Origin of the sequence: Corynebacterium sp. LK14 (assembly GCF_008042215.1) — a bacterium.
GTDB lineage: Bacteria > Actinomycetota > Actinomycetes > Mycobacteriales > Mycobacteriaceae > Corynebacterium > Corynebacterium striatum.
In genome coordinates, this window is record NZ_NOVQ01000010.1 from 1 (window position 1) to 18056 (window position 18056).

The following is an 18056-nucleotide window of genomic DNA, read 5'->3' on the forward strand; positions in this document are numbered from 1 at the left end:
CCCGAAACAACGGAACAGCACAGGCGCTACTTGACGTTTTACTTCAATTGCCGATAGTTCATCCATGTGTAGAACCCACATGATCTCTAGTGTTTGGTTGCGTCCGGGCTTTAGCGTGGTATTCGAGGCTCCGTTTTGTTTTACTTGGGGCTAAACGTCAGCGCCTTATGTTTCGCATGTTGGTTTTGCTATTTGGTTCTGTTTGGCTTAGTTGGGTTGAATTGGATATCAGCCGTGTAATGCGTAGGGTAGAAGTTTCTGTCTTGTCCATAAAGGCCTGTAGACTAGGCCGTTAGAAACGGACGAGTTTTAATCAAGAAGAGAGTAAGGCTGAATGTCTGAACGCAGTTTCAACGGTCGTAATGATGGCGGCAACGGGTCCGGTAAAGGTGGCTCAGGTCGTCGCGGCTATGGCGCCCGTAATGAGCGCTGCCGTAGTGATCGTCGCGATGAGCGCCGCGGAGAACGCCGCGGAGAACGCCGTGATGATTTCCGTGGAGAGGATCGAGGCGAGCGCCGCGAGAACCGCCGCAACTACCGAGATAATGACCGTCGCGACGATCACCGCGATGACCGACGTGGGAATCGAAATAGCGATCGCCGTGGAGGGCGCGATGATCGTCGCGGCCGCAGTGAAGACAACCGCAATGGCAACCGTGGCGGCCGTAATCGTGATGAGCGTCGTGGTAATGGCCGCAACAGGAACGACAAGAGCAAGGCGCATCCGCAGCGTTCCGGCTACCGCGAGGAGCGTATTAACCGCCGCATGACCGATCCGGACCTTCCTTCGGACATCGATATCGAGGATCTTGATCCTTCTGTTCTTCAGGATTTGCGTTCACTGTCCAAGGAAAACATGGAGGCTGTGGCCAAGCACCTCATCATGGCTGGCACCTGGATGGACGATGATCCTAAGCTCGCATTGCGTCACGCACGTGCCGCCAAGGATCGTGCGGGCCGCGTTGCCGTAGCGCGTGAAGCCAACGGCATTGCTGCTTACCACGCAGGCGAGTGGAAGGAAGCCCTCTCTGAGCTGCGTGCCGCGCGCCGTATCTCTGGCGGTCCTGGCCTCTTGGCGGTCATGGCTGACTGCGAACGCGGTCTTGGCCGTCCTGAAAAGGCCGTTGAACTTGGTCGTAGTGAAGAGGCTCGCAAGTTGGACCCAGATTCCGCTATCGAGCTTGCCATCGTCGTCGCCGGCGCCCGTATTGACATGGGGCAGCCAGAGTCGGCAGTCGTGACCATTCAGCGAGCTAACCCCACCAAGGAAGCACGCGGCCTTTCCGCTTGCCGTTTGTCCTACGCTTACGCCAATGCGCTGCTCGAAGCCGGCCGAAATGATGAGGCCACCGAGTGGTTCAAGCACACCGTCAAGATTGATGAAGGAGATTGGACCGACGCAACTGAGCGCCTGGCCGAGATCTAGAAATGAACATCCTTAAAGCTCACGACTCCCTCCTTTTGGACCTTGACGGCACCGTCTGGGAGGGCGGTCAGCCTCTTCAGTGCGTTGTCGACGTCATCAACTCCTGCGGCGTCCCGGCGGTCTATGTAACCAACAATGCCTCGCGTAGCCCGCAGGCAGTCTCTGAGATGCTCCGGGAGATAGGTCTACACGCAGATGCCGAACATGTGGTCACCTCTGCGCAGGCTGCCTTGGTTCTCATGGGCGCTGAGATACCAGCTGGCTCCAAGGTCCTCATTATTGGTGCGGACTCTTTCCGCGCTCTTGCTCGTGACGCCGGCTACGAAGTAGTCAACAGCGCCGATGACAAGCCGGCAGCTGTTCTGCAAGGCATGGACAAGTGTGTGGGCTGGGCACAGTTGTCTGAGGCTGCTTATGCCATCAACAATGGTGCTAAGTTCTACGCCTCGAACTTGGACACATCGTTGCCCACCGAGCGTGGCTTCGCCGTGGGCAACGGTGCCCTCGTTGGAGCTGTGGCTGCGGCTACTGGGGTAGAGCCCATTTCGGCGGGAAAGCCCGAGCCTGCCATGTTCGCCTATGCCGCCAAGAAGGTCGGCTCTAAGAAACCTCTGGCTGTCGGCGACCGCTTGAACACGGATATCGCCGGTGGCAACGCTGCAGCTATGAACACTTTCCATGTCTTGACTGGCGTCTCTGGAGAGCTGGAGCTCATCGAAGCCCCGGTAGAGCAGCGACCTACTTTTGTTGGTGCGGGTTTCCATGAGCTTTCTCTGCCCACAGCGGTGGCGAAACCAAGTGCGCAAGGAGATTTCCGTGCCCGCGTCGACGGTTATGACATTGTGTTGCAGGGGGGAAAATCCAAGTCAACGTCCATCCAAGCACTGCGCACAGTACTGGAGGTTGCGTGGGCGATGCCCGAGCCGCCGCGTTATATTCAGCCACGCAGTGAATTCGCAGAGAAGGCTGTTGCGGCATGGCGATAAAGCCGCATGATCCCAGGGCCGTCATGGCACCAGAAGAGGTCGATAATGCAATGTCTGAAATCTTGGGTGTCGAAGCGGCCTCGTTAAGCGAAGAAGTAGCCCAGTTAGACCGTGCCCACGCGGTTTTGCGTGAGGCCTTGCAGGAGAACTAATGCCACCACAGCGGCGTCGTTTGGATGCGGAACTAGTCCGCAGGAAAATTGCTCGTTCGCGAGAGCAGGCTGTCGAGATGATCAAAGGCGGCCGAGTAACGGTTGGCGGTTTCAAGGCATCGAAGCCTGCCACGGTTGTCGAGCCCGAGGTCTCCATCAAGGTCGAAGCTGACGCGGCCGATGACTGGGCATCCCGTGGTGCCCACAAACTACTCGGCGCTTTAGAAGCTTTTGATGTTGATGTCAAGGATAAGCGTGTTTTGGATGCTGGTGCGTCCACGGGCGGCTTTACCGATGTCTGCCTGCGCAACGGGGCCCGCGAAGTTCTATCCGTCGACGTCGGCTATGGCCAGCTCCTGTGGCGCCTGCAGAACGACGACCGCGTCAAGGTCATGGACCGCACCAACATCCGCAACCTGACTCTCGAGCTCACGGAAGGGCCTTGCGACGCCATGGTGGGCGATCTTTCGTTCATCTCCCTCAAACTGGTTCTCCCCGCAATCGTGGACGTTATGGCTGACGGCGCTTGGTTGCTGCCGATGGTTAAACCACAGTTCGAAGTTGGCAAGGACCGCATTGGGGCAGGGGGCGTCGTACGCTCGCCGCAGCTGCGTCAGGAAGTAACCCAAGACGTTGCCGGCTTTGCGCAAACCCTGGGCGTCAGCGTGCGCGGTGTTGCAGCCTCGCCCTTGCCTGGCCCGAGCGGAAATGTTGAGTATTTCCTGTGGCTCGTCAAAGACGGATGGGTAACCTCAGAAGAAGACATTGAAGACATGGTCCGTGTGGCCATCGAGGAGGGGCCCCAGTGAAGCGCGAAATTTTGCTCGTTCCGCACGCCAGCCGTGCTGACAACCTCGAAGCAACCATTCGCGCCGCGGAAATCTTGCAGGACGCTGGCATCAAGGTGCGCGTGAGCGCCGCTGCGCACGTCCTGCCAAACCTGCAACACGTCGAGCACACTCCGGCTGCTGCCGCGGGATGCGAGCTTGTCCTCGTGTTGGGCGGTGACGGCACCTTCCTGCGTGCCGCCGACATGGCACGTGCCGTGGACGTTCCAGTGTTGGGCATCAACCTCGGGCACGTTGGATTCCTCGCTGAGTGGGAAGCAGAATCGCTAGAGCGGGCGCTCGTCCGAGTCATCGACCGCAACTATGAGGTCGAGGACCGCTTGACCCTCGATATTGAGGTCTCAGACTGCAATGGTCGCTTGTTGGATCGTGGCTGGGCCCTTAACGAAGCCTCCGTTGAAAACCTCAACCGTTCTGGTGTGCTGGACGCCATCCTGGAAGTAGATGGCCGCCCCGTTTCTTCCTTCGGCTGCGACGGCATCCTGATTTCAACTCCCACGGGCTCTACGGCCTATGCGTTCTCCGCAGGTGGCCCGGTCCTGTGGCCCTCGCTGGATGCCTTGTTGGTAGTACCGAACAATGCCCACGCGCTATTTACCAAGCCCTTGGTGGTCTCACCTGATTCCAAAATCGCGGTAGAGTCGGCGACAGCCACCACACCCGCGATTGTTATCCTCGATGGATTCCGCGAAATTTCCATGCCGCCAGGTGCCCGCGTTGAGGCAGTCCGCGGTGCACACCCGGTCAAATGGGTGCGCCTTGATAATCAGCCTTTCACCGACAGGCTCGTGTCCAAGCTGCACTTGCCTGTCCACGGATGGCGCGGCCCGCAAAGCTAAGTAACAGAAAGGCAGGTGTAGCTAGCGCATGTTAGTTGACATCACCATTGAAGACTTAGGTGTCATCCAACGCTCCTCGGCGGAGTTCGCCGAGGGGCTTACCGTCCTCACCGGCGAAACCGGCGCTGGTAAGACCATGGTTGTCACGGGCTTGCGTTTGCTTGCCGGTGGCCGCGCCGACGCATCGCGTGTACGCGATGGTGCAGAAAAGGCAGCTGTTGAAGGACGTTTCGCCACCTCGCATCCGCAGGCAGCGGAAGTGGTTGAAGCCGTGGGCGGCGATCCCGATGAAAACGGTGAGTTTATCGTCTCTCGTACCGTGTCCTCGGCAGGGCGCTCGCGTGCCTACCTCGGCGGCAGGGCAGTACCCGCCGCTACCTTGGGCGAGTTTTCCTCAAACGTTCTCACGGTCCATGGCCAAAATGACCAATTGCGACTCCTTGCTCCTGAGCAGCAACTCGCAGCAGTTGATCGCTCGGATCCCAAAATTGCGGCCGTTAGGCAGGCATATACAGAGGCCTTTCGCTTTTGGCGTGAGCTAGCCAAAGACTACAAGCACCGTACCGAGTCGCGGCGCGAGCTGGCCCAGGAAGTAGACCGCCTGCAGTTTGCGCTCAAAGAGATCGGCGAAGTCGCACCGGAGCCTGGCGAGGACGCCGAGCTGGTCACCCTCATTCAACGCTTGCAGGACGTCGATACCCTTCGTGAGGCTGCCGCCACAGCGCTGTCCGCCATTGATGGCGAGGATTCCTACGATGATGCGGAGGCCGCGTCCAGCTTGCTGGGGCGCGCCGAAAGCGCATTGGTGGGTGCAACCGATAAAGAGCTTGCAGCGCTGGGTGAGAGGCTCAGCGAGCTCACCAGCCAGCTCTCCGACATTGCTAGCGAACTTGGCGCATACCTCGGTGCGCTGCCAGCAGACCCAAACCTGCTAGAGCAGTCTCTGCGCCGCCAACAGGATCTCAAGCAGTTGACCCGCAAGTATGCCGCGGACATCGATGGTGTCTTGGCGTGGCGCGACGCAGCCGCAGCCAAACTTGAGTCGATGGATACCTCGGCCGAAGCCCTGGATGAGCTCCGTGCCAAAGTGATGGAAGCCGAGAAAGCAATGGTCGAAAAAGCCGTCGCCTTGACCAAGGTTCGTACCAAGGCCGCCAAGAACCTAGGCTCGTTAGTCTCGGAGGAAATCCACGGCCTCGCCATGCCGAATTCTGATCTCACGGTGGACGTTCGCCAGACCAAGTACTCGAAGACGGGTGCTGATGAAGTCGAGTTCCAGCTCAACGGCAAACCATTGGCTAGTGCGGCCTCGGGCGGTGAGCTCTCCCGAGTCATGCTGGCGCTGGAGGTTGTGCTCTCCGACGGCGATGGCGGAACCCTCGTATTCGACGAGGTAGATGCGGGCGTTGGCGGTCGCGCGGCGGTGGAGATTGGGCGTCGTCTAGCGCGGCTTGCAACCTCCAACCAGGTAATCGTGGTGACCCACTTGCCCCAGGTAGCCGCCTATGCGGACTCTCACCTGCACGTATCCAAGGAGAAGTTCACCTCGGGAGTGAGCGACTTGAGCCCCCAGGAACGCGTTGAGGAGCTCGCGCGCATGCTCGCTGGCCTCGACGACACTGAGACGGGGCGTGCGCACGCGCAGGAATTGTTTGATCGCGCCCAATCAGAAGTGGCTCAGTTCCGCGCGCCTTCCACACATTGATGTCGTGACGGGGGAGAATGTGGCGCATGAGTCTGTTTTCCCGAAATTCCGATCTGCCTGGTGAACACGGCGCGCTGCGCGACTGCACGCCAGGCGGAAAGGGCATGAAGAAGTTCGCCGAAGGTGACTTTGCCGTCATCAATGCCGCCAACATTTCGCGCCAAGAAGCGCAAACGCTGGTCGATATCAAACCTGCCGCAGTCATCAACGTCGCAGAGTTCACCACCGGATCAATCCCTAACTACGGTCCGCACATGCTTCTCGACGCCGATGTCACCCTCGTTGAGGGAGTGGGCGAGGAGTTCGTTTCCAGCTTCAAGGATGGCAAGAAGGCCCGCATTAGCGAAGAAGGTACCGTCTTCGTTGGCGATAAGAAGATTGCTTCTGGCAGCATCGTCACTCGGGAGAAGGCGGAGGAGAAGTTCTCTGAAGCACAGCGCGAGCTGATTGACCACATGGAGGCGTACTTCGGAAACTCCATCGAGTTCATTCACGCTGAAGGGCCGCTGCTCATCGATGGCCTAGGCGTTCCCGATTCCGGCACAGAGATGGCCGGCCGCAAGGTCTTGGTGGTTTCTCCTTCGGAGGATCACCGCAACAAGGTCAAGTTGCTGCGCAACTTCATTCGCGAGTATGAACCCATCATCATCGGTGTTGATGGTGCTGCGGACACCTTAGCGGAGCTGGGATACAAGCCTGACTTTATCGTTGGCGACCCTTCCGCGATCAGCTCTGAGACCCTGCGCAGTGGCGCGCGGGTTATCCTTCCGGCGGAACCAGACGGCACTGCTGAAGGCCTTGAGCGCATCCAGGATCTAGGCATCGGCGCAATGACTTTCCCGGCGGCAACAGACTCCGCTACGGATTTGGCATTGCTTCTTGCTGACTACCATGGAGCGCAGATGATCGTTCAGGTCGGCGGCTCTATCGATCTCGATGATGTCTTTGCCAACGAAGCCCACGCAACTCCGGCAGCCTTGCTTTCTCGCATGAAGGCCGGCACTCGGTTGGTCGATGCCGATGCAGTTATCAACCTCTATACCGCGCCCAGCTCGACCAACACCGGCTGGCTGTGGGCTGTTCTGGGTATTTTGGTAGCTCTGGCAGCAATTGTCCTCATCGTGGGACTTGGCGGTGACGCTTCCTTTGGCCAGAACTTGATTGATACGTGGAACAACATTGCATTGAGCGTGCAGGGGTGGTTTAAGTAATGGGAGCTAAGCCGCTTCTCGTCGCGGGACTTGGGTTTGGTACGGCTCTTGGCGTTGCCTTGGGCGCATTGGCCATCGCTCCGAACATGCCTTCTGGCGGGGCAGGCGGAGATGATTCTCTGCGCGAGGAGTTCCAGAAGAAGGCGCAGTCAGAAGACATTCTCAAGGCGCAAGCTGACTCAAGCGACTCGGTGATGAATAAGCTCGCTCCTTTGGTAGTCGATGGCAGCCTCGCACAGCGTCCAGTTATGGTCATTGCGACGGGCGAGGCCGATGAAGGGGATGTCCGTGCTGTTCGCGATCTTCTGAAGTCTGCTGACGCAGAAGACGCAGGACAAATCACCTTGACCGATGAGTTTTTCCGCCAGGAAGGCGCGGATAAGCTTTTGTCTTTGGTGACAAATGCGCTTCCTGCTGGAACAAAGCTCGACACCAAGAATGTGGATGCAGGCACGCACTCCGGTCAGGCTTTGGGTGCAGCACTGTTGATGGATCCAAAGACCACGGAACCTCTTTCATCGACTAAGGACCGCGCAAATCTTTTGCAGGCGCTTCGCGACGCCGGCTACATCGACTACGAGGACGGCACTATCTTGCCTGCTCAGGCAGTGGTGTATGTCGGTGGCAAGGGCGTTTCCGGCTATTACACCGAAGCTTCAGTGAACTTCCTCAAGGCATTTGATGCGGCCGGTGGAAACACCGTGGTGGCAGCACGAGTGGAGCAGACCGCAGATGATCGAATCATTGGTAGATTGCGGGAAGAGAAGTCCGGGATTTCCACTGTCGACTCGAGCAATCGCACTGTTTCCCGTATGGCTGCTGTGATGGCGGTCAAGGAGCAGCTCGACGGCGGCAAGGGAGCCTATGGCTCCGCGGCGTCCGCTGATGCGGCTGCGCCTGCACTGCCGGAGGACATCTAAAATGTCTCACGATTTTGAGGTCGTGGGAAGCGAGCTGCTTCTCGACGCCCCGATTATCGCCGTGCGCCGAGACGAGGTAGTTATGCCTGGTGGCACCACTGCCTTCCGAGAAGTCGTTGAGCATTTTGGTGCAGTGGCCATCGTGGCTATTGACGACGCGGAGCGCATTGCGATGGTTCATCAGTACCGTCGCAGCGTTGACCGCCGTTTGTGGGAGCTTCCTGCAGGACTACTCGACATTAAGGGCGAAGATGAGCTAACTGGGGCGCGCCGAGAGCTCCAGGAAGAAGCAGGTTTGGCTGCGCAGGATTGGTCGGTGCTTGCCGACATCATCACCTCGCCGGGCTTCTGTGAGGAGGCCGTTCGCGTCTTCTTAGCGCGGGATTTGTCAGAAGCGCCGCGGCTGGCCGCTGAGGGGGACGAGGAAGCAGACATGGGCTTTGCTTGGGTGGCGCTTGACGATGCCGTCGACCAAGTCATCTCCGGTGAGATCGCCAACTCCATTGCGTGTACGGGAATTCTTGCCGCGTACGCGGTGTTGCGAGGTGGTCGAACCCCGCGCAGCGTTGACGAGCCTTTCGAACTTCGTCCAAAGTCGATGGCGGGGCGTCGACTAGGACCAGACCTGAAGAAGCTGTGAAAGCGGAAGCACTCGCCCAAACGTGGCTCAACCACCTGGCCGTGGAAAAGGGGGCTTCGGCAAACACGTTGAGCAACTATCGTCGCGATGTTCGTCGCTACTTGGGGTGGCTGGCGGACAATGGGATTGATGATCTCGCGGATGTCGACCGTGGCATGGTCGAGGAATACCTGAAGTTTTTGCGCGGTGGGCTAGCCGCGGCGTCGGCAAGCAGGGCGTTGATCGTGGCACGAGGTCTGCACAAGTTTGGCGTGGCTGAGGGCGTACTTGACGTGGACGTGGCCGGGGAGGTGGCGCCTCCCAAGAACGCTGCGCACCTGCCCGAAACACTGCGCGTGGACGAGGTAGAAAAACTCATTGACTCAGTGCCGGATGGGGAGACCGCGACGCCAATTGATATTCGCGACCGTGCGCTGCTGGAAATACTCTATGGGACGGGTGCGCGTATCTCCGAGGTCATCGCGTTGTCCGTGGACGATATGAGCGATAACGACGGGATTCTGGTCCTGACAGGCAAGGGTAACAAACAGCGCATGGTGCCTGTGGGTTCGCAGGCACAGAAAGCGGTTGAGGAGTACTTAGTGCGTGCGCGGCCAGTGTTATCGAAGGGAAAGTCGCACGTGCTCTTCCTTAATACACGTGGCGGTGCATTGTCGCGGCAAAGCGCTTGGGCTGCGCTCAAACTTGCGGTCCAGCGTGCTGGATTGAACAAGTCAATATCCCCGCATACGCTTCGCCATTCCTTCGCCACCCACCTGCTGGAAGGCGGCGCCGATGTGCGTACGGTACAGGAATTGCTGGGTCATTCTTCGGTGACGACGACGCAGATCTATACCCATGTCACCGCGGATTCGTTGCGGGAAGTTTGGCGTACAGCCCATCCGAGAGCCTAGGCTTGAGTCTCTGAACATTGCGCCTTCCAGTTTGGAGGCAGGAATACTCCGGGTGTGGACGCGAACATTAACTCGGCTGCAGTCGGCGGTGTTGGTCGTGACTCTGCACGACCCGAATAAGGATTCAGTTGGCGTGGTTCTTTGGCCGACGCGGTGATTCTTTCACTAATTCAAGTCTTCAGGCTGGATAGTCACGCATTATCGCGATATTTAGGGTGAAGAGGGTACTCTATAATCACAACGTTGTAATGAGCTGTCCGCGTGGCGGTGTGAGATCGTATTTATGATCGAATTGTGGTCAAGGAAGCAGGTGTGACTGTGAGTGAAGAGGGACTGTTTTCAGCCTCTGAAGCGCAGGTTGGGCTGACTGGTCGTCCTATCCGTGAGCTGCCAGAACCGGCTCCGCTGGAAAAGCATGGTCCAGCCACCATCATTTCGATGTGTAACCAAAAGGGCGGCGTGGGTAAGACGACCTCTACCATTAACATGGGTGCGTGCCTTGCTGAGCTAGGTCGTAAAGTCCTGCTCGTTGACCTTGATCCGCAGGGTGCTTTGTCCGCAGGCTTGGGTCTCACGCATGACCAGATCGAAGACACCATTTATGACGTCATGCTTGACAGCCAAACGTCGATTCACTCCGCGATTCAACACACCTCGGTTCCTAACCTGGACTTGGTACCGGCGAACATTGATCTCTCCGCTGCGGAGATTCAAATGGTTAATGAGGTGGGCCGCGAGCACACCTTGGCGCGTGCATTGCGTCCGATTCGCCGCGACTATGACTTCATCATTATTGACTGCCAGCCTTCGCTTGGCCTGCTTACCGTCAATGCGTTGGCTTGTTCGCAGGGCGTAATCATCCCTATGGAATGCGAGTTCTTCTCCCTGCGCGGCCTTGCTCTGCTGACCGATACCGTGGAGAAGGTCTCCGAGCGCATTAACTTTGACCTGGAAGTCATGGGAATTCTGGTCACTATGTTCGATCGCCGCACCAAGCATGCGCGTGAGGTGATGGACCGCGTGGTCGAGTACTTCGGTGACAAGGTCTTTGACACCGTCATCACACGCACTGTTCGCTTTCCCGAGACCTCGGTGGCGGGTGAGCCTATTACTAGCTGGGCGCCGAGCTCCCAGGCGGCTCAGCAGTACCGCAACCTCGCTAAAGAGGTCATCGAGCGCTCCAACGTTTAGGTGCCGGCCACGTGACACAACCGGAGATTACGGGCTTTCGAATTGCGCTGCGCAATTTCGAGGGCCCTTTTGATCTGCTTTTGCAGTTGATCCAGTCCAAGAAGCTCGACGTGACCGAGGTCGCGCTTTCTGAGGTCACCGATGAGTTCGTGGAGTACACCCGGCAGCTTGGCACCACGGCAGATCTCGATGAGACCACAGAGTTTCTGTTGGTGGCTGCAACTTTGCTGGACCTTAAGGCAGCTCGTTTGTTGCCGCGCGGGGAAGTAGATGATCTTGATGACCTCGAGCTCCTTGAGACGCGCGACCTGCTTTTTGCACGTCTTTTGCAGTACAAGGCCTATAAGCAGGTTGCCGATCAGTTCGCGCAATGGCAGCGCGAAGCTCGCCGCCGCTATCCGCGGGCGGTGTCTATCGAGCAACCCTTTGTGGACTTGTTGCCACCGGTGCGCCTAGGGCACACGCCAGCGTCCTTTGCAGAGATTGCTGCCAGCGTATTTCGGCCTAAGCCGCCTGAGGAAGTGGGAACTGGGCACATTCACCAAGTAGCGGTGTCAGTGCCGGGACAGGCCGGCAAGATTCTCAGCACCCTCAAGCTTCTCGGGCAAGGGCAATGGATGAGTTTCGATGCGTTGACCCGTGACTGCACGGTGTCGATGGAAGTCGTGGGCCGCTTCCTAGCTCTGCTGGAGCTGTATAAAGCGAAGGCCGTCGAAGCCGAGCAGCCCGAGTCCTTAGGCCCTCTGGATTTGTCGTGGACCGGCCTTGACGTCGACCCAGCCGTTGTGGCAGCGGCCAATTGGGACTAGTTCCAGCAAGTAGAGGATAGGGGAGAGACCGTGCTTTTTGCGTCTCGCTAGTGGCTTGTTGGCGCACGGTCTTCGTGCAGTAAAGTTGCCCGCATGGAACTTCCCCTGATTTCGCAGCAACGGTCGCGTCTTGAGTCCATTCTTCTGGTTATCGATTCACCCGCCTCCGTTGAGTCTTTGGCGCGTGCCCTAGAACTCGAGAAGTCCGTTGTCAGCGACCACTTGCGCGCCATTCAGCGCGAATTGGATTCCCGCGGATCTGGAATTGATCTCAGGGAGACCGCCGAGGGCTGGCGTTTCTATACCCGCCAAGACAACGCTGATGCGGTTGAGGAGTTCTTGCTCGACGGGTCCCAAACCAAGCTCTCCCGCGCTGCGTTAGAGACCCTCGCTGTCGTTGCCTATCGCCAGCCCGTTACCCGCGCGCAAGTCGCTGGAGTCCGTGGCGTTAACGTGGACGGCGTAATGCGCACGCTGACCGTACGTGGACTGGTTAGGGAATTGCCCCAAGAGGGTCTGGCGCACCGTTATGAAACGACCGAACTCTTTTTGGAGTTGTTGGGAATCGACTCACTGGAGCGCCTGCCGGACCTGGCGCCGCTGTTGCCTGACCTCGAGCAGATTGATGCGGAGTACTAGCGCAGCATTAGCTCAGAATTAGGTCAGACTAGCTCGGTATTGGGCCGGTACAAGGCATTTGGGCATTAGCACGTGGGGAAGCAGTGGGGTAGCATGGCCCAGGTAACTTCATAACTTCAATTGAAAAGGACACTTATCGTGACCCCACCCGCTCGCCGAGACGGCACACCGGAAAAGAAGAAGCGAGACAGCGACATGTTTGTCTCCAATGCGAAACCGGCCCGCCGTCAGCACGTAGACAAGCCTGAACGCGCAAATAAGAAGAAGGCCACCGCAGACTCCGTAGCTCGTGACTTGGGCGCCGACTGGTTGGTTGGTGATAACCCCAAGGGAGAGCGCCTCCAGAAAGTGCTTGCTAAGGCAGGCGTAGCCTCGCGTCGCCACGCCGAAATCATGATCGACGCTGGCCGCGTAGAGGTCAACGGCAAGATCGTCATGCAGCAGGGCGTGCGTGTTGATCCGAACGTCGATGTCATCCGTGTTGATGGCGTGCGCATCAACGTCAACGAAGAGACCCGGTACTTCATTCTCAACAAGCCGCGTGGCTTGCAGTCCACCATGAGCGATGAGCTTGGCCGTCCGTGCATCGGCGACTTGATTGGTGACCGTGTTGCAGCAGGCCAGCGCCTGTTCCACGTCGGTCGTCTTGATGCCGATACCGAGGGACTCATTCTCATCACCAATGACGGCGAGTTGGCAAACCGCCTGATGCACCCCAAGTACGAGGTTCGTAAGACCTACCTCGCTACTGTTTTGGGCGAGGCTGGAAATGGCCTCGTACGCACTCTGAAAGAAGGCGTGGAACTCGAAGACGGACTCGCCAAGGCTGACTATGTTCAGATCGTGGACAAGAACCAGGGCTATTCCTTGGTCCGCGTCGAGCTGCACGAAGGTCGCAAGCATATCGTCCGTCGCATGCTCAAGGAAGCTGGCTTCCCAGTTCAGCGCCTCGTGCGCACGAAGCTGCACACGCTCCAGCTTGGTGAGATGAAGCCCGGTATTCTGCGTGCGCTGAACTCCAACGAGCTCGCGAGCCTGTACAAGGCGGTGGGGATGTAATGGAGGAGAAGATGATTTCTAACATGCCTGAAGGCGGCATGATACTTGCCGTCGACGGACCTTCCGGAACCGGTAAGTCCACCACCTGCCGCGCACTGGCTAAGCGTCTCGACGCAAAGTACGTGGACACCGGTGCGATGTACCGCGTGGCTACGTTGGCTGTTCTGCGCGCCGGCGTGGACCCCAGCGATACGGCGGCCGTCATCGCCGCCACTGCAGACCTCCCGTTGGAAGTCTCTGACGACCCTGATTCCAAGCAGGTTCTGCTAGCGGGAGAGGACGTCTCCCGCGTCATTCGTGAAGACGAAGTCACCTGCAACGTCTCGGCTGTCTCCGCAGTACCTGAGGTTCGTCAGAACCTTGTTGAGCTGCAGCGCAAGCTCGCTCGTGAGGCACACCGTGCCATCGTTGAAGGCCGCGACATCGGCACCACCGTGTTGGCGGACGCTCCTGCGAAGGCTTTCATGACTGCATCAGCCGCTGTTCGCGCCCAGCGTCGTCATGACCAAAACGTTGCTGCGGGTATCGACTCCGACTTTGACACCGTGCTTGCCAGCGTTGAACGCCGCGACGCTGCTGATTCCTCCCGCGCCACCTCACCACTGCGTCCGGCGGAGGATGCAACCATCGTCGATACTTCTGAGATGACCCTCGAAGAAGTCCTCGACACCCTTATTAACATCGTGAAGGAGTCCGCCAATGGCTAAGGATTTTGAGCATCAAGAAGACAATGCCGTCTCAGGCGACTTCGAAACCGAGTTTCACTATCCAGTGGGCAAACTCGAAGAGGAGACAGTCAGGGATCCACACGGCGGTTGGGCTCCTGAGGACTTCGACGCCAACGAGTTTGACTACGAGTTTGATGAGTCTGAAATCGACGAATCTGAGTTCGGTGAAGCCGACTTTGGTGAGGACTTCGACAACGACGAAGATCCACTAAGCGAAGAAGAGTGGGAGGAGCTCTCCCGCGCGTTCGGCGTTGATGATCAGCACACTGAGGAAAACCTCTGTACGGTCGCTGTTGTCGGACGTCCGAACGTGGGCAAGTCTTCCTTGGTCAATCGTTTCCTCGGCCGCCGTGAGGCCGTGGTGGAGGACCACCCGGGCGTGACCCGGGACCGAGTTTCTTATGTCGCCGAGTGGAACGGCCAGCGTTTCTTCGTCCAAGATACCGGCGGGTGGGACCCCAACGTGAAGGGCATTCACGCCGCAATCGCCCGTCAGGCAGAGCTGGCGATGAATACCGCCGACGTCATCGTGTTCGTCGTCGACACCAAGGTCGGCATTACCGAGACCGACGCGGTCATGGCCCGCAAGCTGCAGAAGTCCGAAGTTCCGGTCATCTTGGTCTCTAACAAGTTTGATTCCGAGACCATGTACGCCGACATGGCTGAGTTTTACGCTCTGGGCCTGGGCGATCCCTGGCCTGTCTCGGCACAGCACGGCCGCGGTGGCGCTGACGTTCTCGACGAGATCCTGCGCCTGTTCCCTGAGGAGCCACGCCACGCCTCCATCACCTCCGGCCCGCGCCGCGTGGCCCTGGTGGGCAAGCCAAACGTCGGTAAGTCTTCCTTGCTCAACAAGCTCACCTCGGAGGAACGCTCCGTTGTAGACAATGCTGCTGGTACCACGGTTGACCCCGTTGACTCCCTGGTTCAGCTTGATCAGCGTCTGTGGAAGTTCATCGATACTGCCGGCCTGCGCAAGAAGGTCAAGAATGCCCAGGGCCACGAGTACTACGCGTCTCTTCGCACCCGCGGTGTCATCGACGCGGCGGAGGTTTGCATCATGCTTATCGACGCCTCCGAAGAGGTCTCCGAGCAGGACCAGCGCGTTCTCAACATGGTGTTGGAGGCAGGCAAGGCCTTGGTTATTGCCTTCAACAAATGGGATCTTATGGATGAGGATCGCCGCTACTACCTCGACCGCGAGATCGACGAGCAGCTGCGCCACCTGCCGTGGGTGACCCGCGTGAACATCTCCGCTCAGACTGGGCGCGCCCTGCAGCGTCTCGAGCCTGCGATGATTGAAGCTTTGGAAAGTTGGGACCAGCGTGTCTCTACCGGCCAGCTCAACAACTGGCTGCGCGAGGCAATCGCTGCCAACCCACCACCGATGAAGAACAATCGTTTGCCGCGCGTCTTGTTCGCCACCCAGGCGTCCACGCAGCCGCCCACCATCGTTCTATTCACCACTGGATTCTTGGATGCTGGCTACCGCCGCTATCTGGAGCGTAAGTTCCGTGAGCGCTTCGGCTTCCACGGCTCTCCGGTGCGCATTGCTGTCCGCGTGCGCGAGCGCCGCGGAAAGAATTCCAAGCGCTAATCGCGATGGGGAAGCGCTAGCAGTACGGCCGTTACGCTGCGATTATACCAAAAAGGCGAGCCATTCTTACACTTTGAAAAGTGTGATGAATGGCTCGCCTTTTTGATTGTCTGTGATTCTGCCCGTTCGGATATTCTGAGAGGGTAATCAAGTATTGACTTCCAGAAAGGCTCTTCATGTTAGCCTCCATTCTCGACCCGACCTCAGCAGTCGCGATCGTCCTCCAAGTCATCATCATTCTCTCTGCGCTTCTCTTAGGTACGCGTTACGGCGGCCTCGGCCTAGGCCTTATCTCTGGCCTCGGCCTTATCATCATGGTCTTCGTCTTCGGCCTTGCGCCGGGCGAGCCCCCAGTGGACGTGATGCTGACCATTATCGCCGTCATCGGCTGTGCCGCAACCCTCCAACAAGCCAGAGGCCTCCAGGTGATGATGCAATTCGCGGAGAAATTCCTCCGCGCGCACCCTGAACGCATCACCATCCTTGCTCCGCTGACCACCTGGTTCCTCACCGTGCTCTGCGGTACCGGACACGTTGTGTACACGATGTTTCCCATCATCGAGGACATCGCGCTGAAGAAGGGCATTCGCCCGGAACGCCCCATGGCCGTCGCTTCCACCTCTGCCCAGATGGGTATCACCGCTTCGCCGGTTTCTGTGGCCACCGTGTCCCTGGCATCCATCATCGCTGAGAACGCTGGCATCACTGGTGTTTCCTACTCCATCCCACAGATCCTCATGGTCGCCATCCCGGCTTCCCTCTCCGGCGTCCTCCTCGCTGCGCTGTGGTCACTGCGTCGCGGCAAGGACCTCGATAAGGACCCTGTATTCCAGGAGAAGATGAAGGACCCAGAGTTCGCGAAGTCCATCCAATCCTCTAGCCACTCTCTACTCGACGAGGTCTTCCCGCCCTCCGCCAAGCGCTCCGTCGTTGTATTCTTGACCGCCATCGCAGTCGTCGTCATCCTCGGAGCCTTTGATGTCCTGCGCCCGTCCTTCCCTAACGAGGATGGTGAGATGAAGGCCCTCTCGATGAACCTTGTCATTCAGATGGTCATGCTTGTCGCTGGCGCAATCATCCTCATTTTCTGCAACGTCGACAACAAGAAGATCGCTTCCACTCCTGTGTTCAAGGCTGGCATGACGGCAGTATTCTCCGTCTTCGGTGTTGCCTGGATGGCTGATACATTCTTCGAGTCTCACATCGATGCCCTCGAAGCTAACTTGGGCAGTATCGTGCAGACTGCGCCATGGGCATACGCAATCGTGCTGCTCATCGTTTCCAAGCTGGTTAACTCCCAGGCTGCCGCCCTCGTTGCAATCGCTCCGATTGGCCTGTCCCTGGGCATCGACCCAGCCATCATCGTCGGTTTCTACGGCGCAGCCTATGGCTACTTCATCCTCCCGACTTATCCTTCCGACCTGGCATGCATCGGTTTCGACCGCACAGGTACCACCCGCATCGGCAAGTTCGTGGTCAACCACTCGTTCATTATCCCGGGCGCCATCTCCGTATTCACGTCCTGCGTGGTCGGCTCCCTGCTGGCAACCGTCATCCTCTAGGCAGCGTCAGCTCGCGTGAGCACAAAGGCATCAGTGCGATAGGCAATTTCCAAAGGTTGCCCCTCGGCAAAGCCCATGTGCTCATACAAATACCAGTTCAGGTTGTGTGTCATCCGCTCGTGAATCTTGGTAGTGTTACGCAGCCAGTAGGAGCGAGTGTGCATGAGCTGATGGAGCTGCTCTGGAGTGAGAATATGATTCCACTTCAGACGCAGCTCCTTTGTGATCTCCCAAGGGGCAGCGACCTCGGGGTAGAAGCCAGGTCGCTGAATATCGCCCGAGTGCATGATGCGCGCCAGCCGCAGCAACCACGGATCGGCACCAACGTCGAGGGTGTTCCACACCAGGAGCACCTTGCCGCCTGGGCGGACTATGCGATCGAATTCACCGCATGCCTTGGCGACGTCCACCCAATGCCAGGTCTGTGCACAGGCAACGGCATCCACGGAGGCGTCGCCAAGCGCAGTGCTCTCTGCCACCGAACGCCACGTAGGAACCCCCAACTGTTCACGCAGAACCCGAGTCATGTCCGGAGATGGATCGCAGGCGAGCACCTGGAGGTTGGTGAGAGTCTCCGTCAGCTTTCCCGTACCGGCACCAACATCAAGGACTGTGTGGGCGTCCGCGATGAGCTCGGCAACTTCGCCTGGATAGCTCGGACGCACGTCGTGGTAGGTATCAGCACCATGCGCGAAAGAAAGTGCTGAGCGCGTGCGGTGCGCCTCTCCCCGAAACGTTGGATTCTCCTTCTCCGAAGCTTTTCTGTAGCTGGGATAATGCGAGGGCTCAGGCAAGTGCGAAGACATAGTGAAAATAACCTACCGCGTTTGCTGGTTCCAGAAAATCCAAGG

Annotated in this window: 18 protein-coding genes; 17 read left to right on the top strand and 1 reads right to left on the bottom strand. The window is 58.3% G+C overall.

Features of this window, described 5'->3' with window-relative positions; all coding sequences use genetic code 11:
- Window positions 1-334: 334 nt before the first annotated feature.
- The 17 genes from CHU71_RS13015 to CHU71_RS06565 all read left to right on the top strand — a co-directional run bounded on the left by CHU71_RS13015 (window position 335) and on the right by CHU71_RS06565 (window position 17205).
- A complete protein-coding gene (locus tag CHU71_RS13015; protein WP_255456406.1) occupies window positions 335-1426 on the top strand; it encodes a hypothetical protein in 1092 nt (363 codons plus the stop codon).
- A 2-nt stretch (window positions 1427-1428) separates the two neighbouring features.
- The gene (locus tag CHU71_RS06495) at window positions 1429-2412 is read left to right on the top strand and encodes an HAD-IIA family hydrolase (protein WP_147760549.1); all 984 of its coding nucleotides are present in this window, start codon (window positions 1429-1431) and stop codon (window positions 2410-2412) included.
- Entirely contained in the window at window positions 2403-2564 is a 162-nt protein-coding gene (locus tag CHU71_RS12825; protein WP_005531410.1) for a hypothetical protein, read from the top strand. Before CHU71_RS06495 ends, CHU71_RS12825 begins: the two co-directional genes overlap by 10 nt.
- The gene (locus tag CHU71_RS06500; RefSeq protein ID WP_147760550.1) at window positions 2564-3373 is read left to right on the top strand and encodes a TlyA family RNA methyltransferase; all 810 of its coding nucleotides are present in this window, start codon (window positions 2564-2566) and stop codon (window positions 3371-3373) included. The genes CHU71_RS12825 and CHU71_RS06500 overlap by 1 nt, the downstream gene beginning before the upstream one ends.
- Entirely contained in the window at window positions 3370-4251 is an 882-nt protein-coding gene (locus CHU71_RS06505) for an NAD kinase (RefSeq protein WP_147760551.1), read from the top strand. The genes CHU71_RS06500 and CHU71_RS06505 overlap by 4 nt, the downstream gene beginning before the upstream one ends.
- A gap of 28 nt (window positions 4252-4279) precedes the next feature.
- A complete protein-coding gene (gene recN / locus CHU71_RS06510; RefSeq protein ID WP_147760552.1) occupies window positions 4280-5956 on the top strand; it encodes a DNA repair protein RecN in 1677 nt (558 codons plus the stop codon).
- A 17-nt stretch (window positions 5957-5973) separates the two neighbouring features.
- Window positions 5974-7167, top strand: coding sequence for a putative cytokinetic ring protein SteA (gene steA / locus CHU71_RS06515; protein WP_172954271.1), 1194 nt, complete (start codon window positions 5974-5976; stop codon window positions 7165-7167).
- Entirely contained in the window at window positions 7167-8087 is a 921-nt protein-coding gene (locus CHU71_RS06520) for a copper transporter (protein WP_147760553.1), read from the top strand. Before steA ends, CHU71_RS06520 begins: the two co-directional genes overlap by 1 nt.
- Before the next feature lies 1 nt (window position 8088).
- Complete coding sequence (locus tag CHU71_RS06525) at window positions 8089-8727, top strand: NUDIX hydrolase (RefSeq protein ID WP_100087864.1); 639 nt, start codon at window positions 8089-8091, stop codon at window positions 8725-8727.
- Window positions 8724-9620: a site-specific tyrosine recombinase XerD gene (gene xerD, locus CHU71_RS06530; protein WP_147760554.1), complete on the top strand. Its 897-nt coding sequence runs from the start codon at window positions 8724-8726 to the stop codon at window positions 9618-9620. The genes CHU71_RS06525 and xerD overlap by 4 nt, the downstream gene beginning before the upstream one ends.
- Before the next feature lie 318 nt (window positions 9621-9938).
- Window positions 9939-10811 carry a ParA family protein gene (locus CHU71_RS06535; protein ID WP_034657531.1) on the top strand — a complete coding sequence of 291 codons (873 nt, stop codon included), beginning with the start codon at window positions 9939-9941 and terminating at the stop codon, window positions 10809-10811.
- Window positions 10812-10822: 11 nt separating this feature from the next.
- Window positions 10823-11620, top strand: coding sequence for a ScpA family protein (locus CHU71_RS06540; RefSeq protein WP_147760555.1), 798 nt, complete (start codon window positions 10823-10825; stop codon window positions 11618-11620).
- 93 nt (window positions 11621-11713) lie between these two features.
- A complete protein-coding gene (scpB, locus tag CHU71_RS06545; RefSeq protein WP_046645379.1) occupies window positions 11714-12259 on the top strand; it encodes an SMC-Scp complex subunit ScpB in 546 nt (181 codons plus the stop codon).
- Window positions 12260-12397: 138 nt separating this feature from the next.
- A complete protein-coding gene (locus tag CHU71_RS06550; protein WP_147760556.1) occupies window positions 12398-13318 on the top strand; it encodes a pseudouridine synthase in 921 nt (306 codons plus the stop codon).
- 11 nt (window positions 13319-13329) lie between these two features.
- Complete coding sequence (cmk, locus tag CHU71_RS06555) at window positions 13330-14025, top strand: (d)CMP kinase (protein WP_147760557.1); 696 nt, start codon at window positions 13330-13332, stop codon at window positions 14023-14025.
- The gene (gene der, locus CHU71_RS06560) at window positions 14018-15643 is read left to right on the top strand and encodes a ribosome biogenesis GTPase Der (RefSeq protein ID WP_005531435.1); all 1626 of its coding nucleotides are present in this window, start codon (window positions 14018-14020) and stop codon (window positions 15641-15643) included. The genes cmk and der overlap by 8 nt, the downstream gene beginning before the upstream one ends.
- A 176-nt stretch (window positions 15644-15819) precedes the next feature.
- Window positions 15820-17205 carry an anaerobic C4-dicarboxylate transporter gene (locus CHU71_RS06565; RefSeq protein WP_147760558.1) on the top strand — a complete coding sequence of 462 codons (1386 nt, stop codon included), beginning with the start codon at window positions 15820-15822 and terminating at the stop codon, window positions 17203-17205.
- Here the strand turns inward: CHU71_RS06565 and CHU71_RS06570 are convergent.
- Complete coding sequence (locus tag CHU71_RS06570) at window positions 17202-18011, bottom strand: class I SAM-dependent methyltransferase (RefSeq protein ID WP_147760559.1); 810 nt, start codon at window positions 18009-18011, stop codon at window positions 17202-17204. The genes CHU71_RS06565 and CHU71_RS06570 overlap by 4 nt on opposite strands.
- Window positions 18012-18056 lie beyond the last annotated feature (45 nt).

Excerpts from the sequence above, each read along its gene's own strand:
- steA (WP_172954271.1), top strand. The coding sequence starts at position 5,974 with ATGTGGCGCATGAGTCTGTTTTCCCGAAATTCCGATCTGCCTGGTGAA.
- CHU71_RS06495 (WP_147760549.1), top strand. The coding sequence starts at position 1,429 with ATGAACATCCTTAAAGCTCACGACTCCCTCCTTTTGGACCTTGACGGC.
- CHU71_RS12825 (WP_005531410.1), top strand. The coding sequence starts at position 2,403 with ATGGCGATAAAGCCGCATGATCCCAGGGCCGTCATGGCACCAGAAGAG.
- recN (WP_147760552.1), top strand. The coding sequence starts at position 4,280 with ATGTTAGTTGACATCACCATTGAAGACTTAGGTGTCATCCAACGCTCC.
- CHU71_RS06500 (WP_147760550.1), top strand. The coding sequence starts at position 2,564 with ATGCCACCACAGCGGCGTCGTTTGGATGCGGAACTAGTCCGCAGGAAA.
- scpB (WP_046645379.1), top strand. The coding sequence starts at position 11,714 with ATGGAACTTCCCCTGATTTCGCAGCAACGGTCGCGTCTTGAGTCCATT.
- CHU71_RS06520 (WP_147760553.1), top strand. The coding sequence starts at position 7,167 with ATGGGAGCTAAGCCGCTTCTCGTCGCGGGACTTGGGTTTGGTACGGCT.
- CHU71_RS06565 (WP_147760558.1), top strand. The coding sequence starts at position 15,820 with ATGTTAGCCTCCATTCTCGACCCGACCTCAGCAGTCGCGATCGTCCTC.
- CHU71_RS06570 (WP_147760559.1), bottom strand. The coding sequence starts at position 18,011 with ATGTCTTCGCACTTGCCTGAGCCCTCGCATTATCCCAGCTACAGAAAA.
- CHU71_RS06525 (WP_100087864.1), top strand. The coding sequence starts at position 8,089 with ATGTCTCACGATTTTGAGGTCGTGGGAAGCGAGCTGCTTCTCGACGCC.
- der (WP_005531435.1), top strand. The coding sequence starts at position 14,018 with ATGGCTAAGGATTTTGAGCATCAAGAAGACAATGCCGTCTCAGGCGAC.
- cmk (WP_147760557.1), top strand. The coding sequence starts at position 13,330 with ATGATTTCTAACATGCCTGAAGGCGGCATGATACTTGCCGTCGACGGA.
- CHU71_RS13015 (WP_255456406.1), top strand. The coding sequence starts at position 335 with ATGTCTGAACGCAGTTTCAACGGTCGTAATGATGGCGGCAACGGGTCC.